The sequence below is a fragment of the Streptomyces pseudogriseolus genome, from assembly GCA_002154585.1.
GTDB classification, from domain to species: Bacteria; Actinomycetota; Actinomycetes; order Streptomycetales; family Streptomycetaceae; genus Streptomyces; species Streptomyces pseudogriseolus.
The window spans coordinates 1-7,825 of record MUNG01000511.1; the positions used below are offsets into that span (position 1 = coordinate 1).

5 protein-coding genes and 1 pseudogene are annotated in these 7,825 nt (G+C 70.3%); 5 read left to right on the forward strand and 1 reads right to left on the reverse strand.

Going from position 1 to position 7,825, the window contains the following annotated elements:
- The 4 genes and pseudogenes from CCN29_RS31940 to CCN29_RS31955 all read left to right on the forward strand — a co-directional run.
- Positions 1-786 (forward strand): annotated as a pseudogene (locus tag CCN29_RS31940) (ABC transporter ATP-binding protein); the annotation flags it as partial.
- Between the two features lie 163 nt (positions 787-949).
- On the forward strand, positions 950-1,831 hold the full coding sequence (locus CCN29_RS31945) for a FadR/GntR family transcriptional regulator (RefSeq protein WP_037817519.1): 882 nt from the start codon (positions 950-952) through the stop codon (positions 1,829-1,831).
- Between the two features lie 472 nt (positions 1,832-2,303).
- On the forward strand, positions 2,304-3,833 hold the full coding sequence (locus CCN29_RS31950) for an RNA polymerase sigma factor (protein ID WP_006136428.1): 1,530 nt from the start codon (positions 2,304-2,306) through the stop codon (positions 3,831-3,833).
- Positions 3,834-3,993: 160 nt separating this feature from the next.
- Positions 3,994-4,836: a S1 family peptidase gene (locus CCN29_RS31955; RefSeq protein WP_006136427.1), complete on the forward strand. Its 843-nt coding sequence runs from the start codon at positions 3,994-3,996 to the stop codon at positions 4,834-4,836.
- 166 nt (positions 4,837-5,002) lie between these two features.
- Here the strand turns inward: CCN29_RS31955 and CCN29_RS31960 are convergent, their stop codons facing one another.
- On the reverse strand, positions 5,003-5,230 hold the full coding sequence (locus CCN29_RS31960) for a DUF7455 domain-containing protein (RefSeq protein ID WP_006136426.1): 228 nt from the start codon (positions 5,228-5,230) through the stop codon (positions 5,003-5,005).
- Positions 5,231-5,669: 439 nt separating this feature from the next.
- Here CCN29_RS31960 and CCN29_RS31965 point away from each other — a divergent pair, with 439 nt between their 5' ends.
- Positions 5,670-7,796, forward strand: coding sequence for a DNA gyrase/topoisomerase IV subunit B (locus CCN29_RS31965; RefSeq protein ID WP_006136425.1), 2,127 nt, complete (start codon positions 5,670-5,672; stop codon positions 7,794-7,796).
- The last annotated feature ends 29 nt before the right edge of the window (positions 7,797-7,825 follow it).

Sequence of the window (7,825 nt, forward strand, 5' to 3'; positions counted from 1 at the left end):
GTCCGTGTTCGCCCCGCGCCCACCCCCCTGCGGCCCGTCCGGTACGAGATCCGGCGGGCCACCGGGGTGACCACGGGGTTCGTCGTCGGGGCCTGCGTGCTCGCCGTGTCCGCGCTCACCGCGGTGCTGCTGGCTCGCATCGGTCACACCCCGCAGCCGCGGCTGCTGGCCGCCTGGCCCGTGCAGGTGCCGCTGCCGCCCGCCGCACTCGGGGCGGGTCTGCTCGGCGCGCTGGCGTTCGGCGACGAGTTCCGCCACCCCGCGCTCGCGGCGGACCGGGGGACCGTCCCCCGCAGGCTCGGCCTGCTGACGGCGAAGCTCTTCGTCGCGTCGCTGACCGCCCTCGCCCTGGCCGTGCTGACCGTCGGCTGCACCGCCGAGGTGCTGTATCTCGTCTACGGGAGCGAACTCGTCGCGGTTCCGGCGGAGTGGCCCGCGCTCACCGCCGGGTGGCTCGCCCTCGTCACGGGGTGCGCCTGGGCGGGGGTGCTGGCCGCGGGGGTGTTCCGGTCCACCACCGCCGGGCTCGCCGCGGTCGTCGCCGTGCCGCTTCTCGTCGTACCCGCGGTGCGCGAGATCACCGAGGGGCCGTCGGTGCGGGGTCCGGAGCCGTTCGCCGGGCGGCTGTGGGGCGGCCTGCCGTTGCGCCGGTTCTTCGGGGGCGAGCAGCATCTGGAGGCGCTGCTGCGGCTGCTGGCCCAACCCGTGGGCGGGGCCATGGCGTTGTCGGTGCTGGCTCTGCTGTGCGCGTACGCGTTCACGGGGTTGCGGAGCCGCGTCCGATGACGACCGAGTTTGCGCTTCTCGGGCCTTCTCTGATTGCAACTCCCCAGGAAAAGCTCATTTCTTTCCGATAAGGCGTCAATTGCGACGAGGTGAGCGATCACCCTTTCGTGTGCTTTTCACCAAAGACCTCAAGGGAGTTGGAACCGACGCCGACAAAGGATGCGTGAGTACCCTTGCGCACACCATGATGACCGCCGCCCGCTCCGCCGACTCCGGCCTCGCGACCCCGGGCGAACTCGACCGCTACCCCTACGCGGACACGCCCGGCACCGACCGGGGCCCGGTGTGGGACGGCGGGGATCCGGAGCTTGGCCGTGTGGGCCGGCGGACCGCGGGCAGCCGCGGACGCGGGCTGCACGGACAACTCGTCCAGCAACTGGGACAGATGATCGTCTCCGGTGACCTGGGCGCCGACCGCCCGCTGGTACCCGAGGAGATCGGTCAGCGTTTCGAGGTGTCCCGTACCGTCGTCCGCGAGTCCCTCCGCGTCCTGGAGGCCAAGGGCCTGGTCAGCGCCCGGCCGAACGTGGGCACGCGGGTGCGCCCGGTCAGCGACTGGAACCTCCTCGACCCGGACATCATCGAGTGGCGGGCCTACGGGCCGCAGCGGGACGACCAGCGCCGGGAGCTGAGCGAGCTGCGCTGGACGATCGAGCCGCTCGCCGCGCGCCTGGCGGCCGGACACGGCCGGGACGACGTCCAGCAGCGGCTCACCGACATGGTGGAGATCATGGGGCACGCCCTCGGACAGGGCGACGCGCTGACCTTCGCCCGGGCGGACAACGAGTTCCACTCCCTGCTCATCCAGGTCGCCGGCAACCGCATGCTGGAGCACCTGTCCGGGATCGTGTCCGCCGCGCTCCAGGTGTCGGGCGGCCCGGTCACCGGCTGTGAGCGGCCGAACGACACCTCGCTGGCCCATCACGCCCGGATCGTCGACGCCCTCGCCGCCGGAGACGGCGTCGCGGCCGAGGAGGCCATGCGGCAGCTCCTCACGGTCCACCCCGAGGTCGAGCGCGTGGTGCCCGCGCCGCGCCCCCACTGACCGCGTTTCCCCGACGGCGCGGTCCGGCCTGCCATCCCCCTCCTGTGGCGGCGCCGCGTCCGTGAGCCGTCCCCCGTCGGACCCTGCGGCTCCCTCGACGGCGCCGCGGGGTCCGACAGCACGAAGGAAGCGACCCCCGAAGCGACGTACGCGGCGCCGGCGCCGAGACCGGCCGAAGCCCCCTCCCCGTGCGGCGACCCCTTCACCCCGGTGCGCACTTCTGTCCGTGTCTGCCAGGTTTTGACTGGTTACGGGGTGTGATTCGGGCCACGCGTAATGGGCGTAACGCTTCCGGGAGGAACGCGATGACCTAAGAGGTGACAGCCGCGGAGGGAATACGGACGCCGTGATCGGCGCTGTGCATCTTCCCGGCCCCCGCCCGCGCCGTCGGCCCATCCCCAAGCCGGCGGTCGGCCCCTGTCCACTGTGGACGGGGCCGGAAGCCGTTTTCCAACGTTCCGAGAGGTTGTTCGTGTCGGCCAGCACATCCCGTACGCTCCCGCCGGAGATCGCCGAGTCCGTCTCTGTCATGGCGCTCATCGAGCGGGGAAAGGCTGAGGGGCAGATCGCCGGCGATGACGTGCGTCGGGCCTTCGAAGCTGACCAGATTCCGGCCACTCAGTGGAAGAACGTACTGCGCAGCCTCAACCAGATCCTCGAGGAAGAGGGTGTGACGCTGATGGTCAGTGCCGCAGAGCCCAAGCGCACCCGCAAGAGCGTCGCAGCGAAGACTCCCGCCAAGCGCACCGCCACCAAGACCGTGGCGGCCAAGACGGCGACCCCCCGGAAGGCCACCGCCGCCGCCTCCGCGTCCCCGGCCGCCGACGCGGCCGTCGAGGAGGAGGCGGCGCCCGCCAAGAAGGCGGCCGCCAAGAAGACCACCGCCAAGAAGGCGGCGGTGAAGAAGACCACGGCCAAGAAGACCGCCACCAAGAAGGCCACGGCGAAGAAGGACGACGCCGAGCCGGCCGACGAGGAAGTCCTCGAGGACACCAAGGTCGCGGACGAGCCCGAGGGCGCCGAGAGCGCGGGCTTCGTCCTGTCCGACGAGGACGAGGACGACGCCCCGGCCCAGCAGGTCGCCGCCGCGGGCGCCACCGCCGACCCGGTCAAGGACTACCTCAAGCAGATCGGCAAGGTCCCCCTGCTCAACGCCGAGCAGGAGGTCGAGCTGGCCAAGCGCATCGAGGCGGGCCTGTTCGCCGAGGACAAGCTGGCGAACTCCGACAAGCTGGCGCCGAAGCTCAAGCGCGAGCTGGAGATCATCGCGGAGGACGGCCGCCGGGCCAAGAACCACCTGCTGGAGGCCAACCTCCGTCTGGTGGTCTCCCTGGCCAAGCGCTACACCGGCCGCGGCATGCTGTTCCTGGACCTCATCCAGGAAGGCAACCTCGGTCTGATCCGCGCGGTCGAGAAGTTCGACTACACCAAGGGCTACAAGTTCTCCACGTACGCCACCTGGTGGATCCGTCAGGCGATCACCCGCGCCATGGCCGACCAGGCCCGCACCATCCGTATCCCGGTGCACATGGTCGAGGTCATCAACAAGCTCGCGCGCGTCCAGCGCCAGATGCTCCAGGACCTGGGCCGCGAGCCCACCCCGGAGGAGCTGGCCAAGGAGCTCGACATGACCCCGGAGAAGGTCATCGAGGTCCAGAAGTACGGCCGCGAGCCCATCTCCCTGCACACCCCGCTGGGCGAGGACGGCGACAGCGAGTTCGGTGACCTCATCGAGGACTCCGAGGCCGTCGTCCCCGCCGACGCCGTCAGCTTCACGCTGCTGCAGGAGCAGCTGCACTCCGTGCTCGACACCCTGTCGGAGCGCGAGGCGGGCGTCGTCTCGATGCGGTTCGGTCTCACCGACGGTCAGCCGAAGACCCTCGACGAGATCGGCAAGGTGTACGGCGTCACGCGTGAGCGCATCCGCCAGATCGAGTCGAAGACGATGTCGAAGCTGCGCCACCCGTCGCGTTCGCAGGTGCTGCGCGACTACCTCGACTAGGACGTCTCTCCCGGCGGGGCGACCCGTCGGGCACCGCCGTCCGTGAGGCCCGGTCCCCGCTACCGGCGGGACCGGGCCTTCACGCTGCCGTGCGGGTGCGGGCACGGACCGCTTACCTCACTGTGGGTGTGCAAGGTTCACCCCAGTGTGAGGAGCGTGCATGCGACGTCGACTTGCCAGGGCCCTGGCCCTGCTGCTGACCTTCGTGGCCGCGGGGACCGTCATACCACTGGCCTCGGCCGCTCCGGTGGCCGCCGACAGCATCGTCGTCGGCGGCTTCCCCGTCGATGTGTCACAGAGCCCCTACACCGTGGCGCTGTCCAGCCGTGACCGGTTCGGGGGTACGCGGGCGGGGCAGTTCTGCGGGGGCGTGGCGGTCGGCCGCACCACCGTGCTCACCGCCGCCCACTGCATGGACCCGGAGGTGCTCGGCGCCTCCCCGGAGCGGGTGCGCGACCTCAGGGTGATAGCGGGGCGTACCGAGCTGCTCGCGGAGGACGGCCAGGAGGTCGCCGTACGGAAGGTCTGGGTGAACCCCCGCTACGACGGCGCGACCAACTCCGGCGACTTCGCCGTGCTCAGCCTGGCCGAGCCGCTGCCGGCGGCCTCGGTGATAGGCATGGCGGGGGCGGGCGACCCGGCGTACCGGGCGGGGACGGCCGCCACGGTCTACGGCTGGGGGGACACCACGGGCTCCGGCAGCTACGCCGGCAGCCTGCACGGGGCGCGCGTACGGGTGCAGCCCGATGCGCTGTGCGAGAAGGCGTATCCCGGGGGCTCCGACGGCACCTACCGCGCCGGGACGATGCTGTGCGCGGGTGAGGTGGCCGGCGGGCGGGACGCCTGCCAGGGGGACAGCGGGGGGCCGCTGGTCGCGCAGGGGCGGCTCATAGGCCTGGTGTCCTGGGGGGCCGGGTGCGGCTGGGCGGGCAGCCCGGGGGTCTACACCCGCATCTCCGACGTCCTGACCACGCTGGGGTGGCCCGCGGCCTCACAGGGCTGAAACAGCGGTACCCCGGTACACCGGCGCACCGGCGCACCGGCGCACCGGAACACCGGTAGGACCGGCACACCGGCTCGGAACAGACGGGCGGCGCCCTCCGCGGGGGAGGACGCCGCCCGTTCGCCGGCCTGTGCCGGTCTGGCTGCTCGTCGTCGGACGTGAAGTGTCAGCGCTCCTCGTCAGGAGCGGGCTTCGGAGCGGTCAGCCGCTCCGTCTCGTCCTGTATCTCAGCGGCGATCTTCTTGAGTTCCGGCTCGAACTTGCGCCCGTGGTGGGCGCAGAAGAGCAGTTCTCCACCGCTCAGCAGGACGACGCGCAGGTAGGCCTGGGCGCCGCAGCGGTCGCAGCGATCGGCGGCCGTCAGCGGGCTCGCGGGGGTCAGAACAGTAGTCACGTCGCCTCTTCTCTAGCTCGACGAGCTGTCGTACCAGGGTCAACATCCAACCAGCCCCAAAACGTTCCCGCTCGAGGCTTTTCCTCGAAAAAAATCTTCGAGGCGGCCGGCTGCTGCCGGTTGGCGGCGAATGTGCCGTAGTGCGTGTCTCTGTGTCGTACGGATTCGCGTGGTATCGGTGGTCGGCCCTCCCGGCTGGGTTGCCGGTTGTTCATGAGGACGTGCCCGGAGCCTAAATGGTTCATGCCTCGATGGGAACGTGATGTGTGCTTCACTCCATCGAGGGATCGAACACTCATGCGACTCTCGACTAGGGTGGGACCGAGACGAGGGTGGCGTTACAACGGCTCTACCAGGCCTCGGTACCCTCTCACCGGTGAACCAAGCCGCGCCCTTACCCATCAGGGCCCCATCTGAAATTCAGCGAGGAGCGAACCGCGTGACCGCCGAGACGTCCGTGCCGTCGTCCACAGCGCTGCTGGCAGGAGCAGACCGGGACGGTTCCAACTACACCGCGCGGCACCTGCTCGTCCTCGAGGGGCTCGAGGCCGTACGCAAGCGCCCCGGTATGTACATCGGCTCCACGGACAGCCGTGGCCTGATGCACTGCCTCTGGGAGATCATCGACAACGCCGTGGACGAGGCCCTCGGCGGCTACTGCGACCACATCGAGGTCGTGCTCCACGACGACGGCTCGGTGGAGGTCAAGGACAACGGCCGGGGCATCCCGGTCGACGTCGAGCCCAAGACCGGCCTCTCCGGCGTCGAGGTCGTCATGACCAAGCTGCACGCCGGCGGAAAGTTCGGCGGCGGCTCCTACGCCGCCTCCGGCGGTCTGCACGGCGTCGGCGCCTCCGTGGTGAACGCGCTCTCCGCGCGGCTCGACGTGGAGGTGGACCGCGGGGGCCACACCCACGCGATCAGCTTCCGGCGCGGCGTCCCGGGCGCCTTCTCCGCCCTGGGTCCGGACGCGAAGTTCGAGCCCGGGAGCGGGCTGCGCAAGACCAAGAAGATCCCGAAGACCCGCAGCGGCACGCGCGTGCGCTACTGGGCCGACCGCCAGATCTTCCTCAAGGACGCCAAGCTCGCCCTGGACACCCTGCACCAGCGCGCCCGGCAGACCGCGTTCCTGGTGCCCGGCCTGACCATCGTCGTCCGCGACGAGTACGGGCTCGGCGAGGGCGGCAGCAAGGGCGAGGAGTCCTTCCGCTTCGACGGCGGAATCAGCGAGTTCTGCGAGTTCCTGGCCTCCGACCGGCCGGTCTGCGACACGCTCCGCTTCACCGGTCAGGGCTCCTTCAAGGAGACGGTCCCGGTGCTCGACGAGCACGGCCAGATGACGCCCACCGAGGTCACCCGTGAGCTCGGCGTCGACGTGGCGCTGCGCTGGGGCACCGGCTACGAGACGACCGTCAAGTCGTTCGTCAACATCATCGCCACCCCCAAGGGCGGCACCCATGTCGCGGGCTTCGAGCAGGCGGTCGCCAAGACGATGAACGAGGTCCTGCGCGCCAAGAAGATGCTGCGCGTGGCCGAGGACGACGTCGTGAAGGACGACGCCCTCGAGGGCCTCACCGCGGTGGTCACGGTCCGCCTCGCCGAACCTCAGTTCGAGGGGCAGACCAAGGAGGTGCTCGGCACCTCGGCGGCCCGCCGCATCGTGAACACCGTGATCTCCAGGGAGCTCAAGGCGTTCCTGACCTCCACGAAGCGGGACGCCGCCCAGCAGGCCCGCGTGGTCATGGAGAAGGTCGTCGCCGCGGCCCGTACGCGCATCGCGGCCCGCCAGCACAAGGACGCCCAGCGCCGCAAGACGGCCCTGGAGTCCTCCTCGCTGCCCGCCAAGCTCGCCGACTGCCGCAGCGACGACGTCGACCGCAGCGAGCTGTTCATCGTCGAGGGCGACTCCGCGCTGGGCACGGCCAAGCTCGCCCGGAACTCCGAGTTCCAGGCGCTGCTGCCGATCCGCGGCAAGATCCTCAACGTGCAGAAGTCGTCCGTCACGGACATGCTCAAGAACGCCGAGTGCGGCGCGATCATCCAGGTCATAGGAGCCGGGTCCGGCCGGACCTTCGACATCGACGCGGCGCGCTACGGCAAGATCATCATGATGACCGACGCCGATGTGGACGGCTCCCACATCCGCACGCTGCTGCTGACCCTGTTCCACCGCTACATGCGGCCCATGGTCGAGGCCGGCCGGGTCTTCGCCGCCGTGCCGCCGCTGCACCGGATCGAGATCGTCCAGCCCAAGAAGGGCCAGGACAAGTACGTGTACACGTACTCGGACCGTGAGCTGCGGGACAAGCTCATGGAGCTCCAGAGCAAGGGCATCCGGTACAAGGACTCGATCCAGCGCTACAAGGGCCTCGGCGAGATGGACGCCGACCAGCTGGCCGAAACCACCATGGACCCGCGCCACCGCACCCTGCGCCGGATCAACCTCACCGACCTCGAGGCCGCCGAGCAGGTCTTCGACCTCCTCATGGGCAACGACGTCGCCCCGCGCAAGGAGTTCATCTCCAGCTCCGCGGCGACACTGGACCGCTCCCGCATCGACGCCTAGGGGTTCGTACGGTCCGGAGGGGCGCCGTC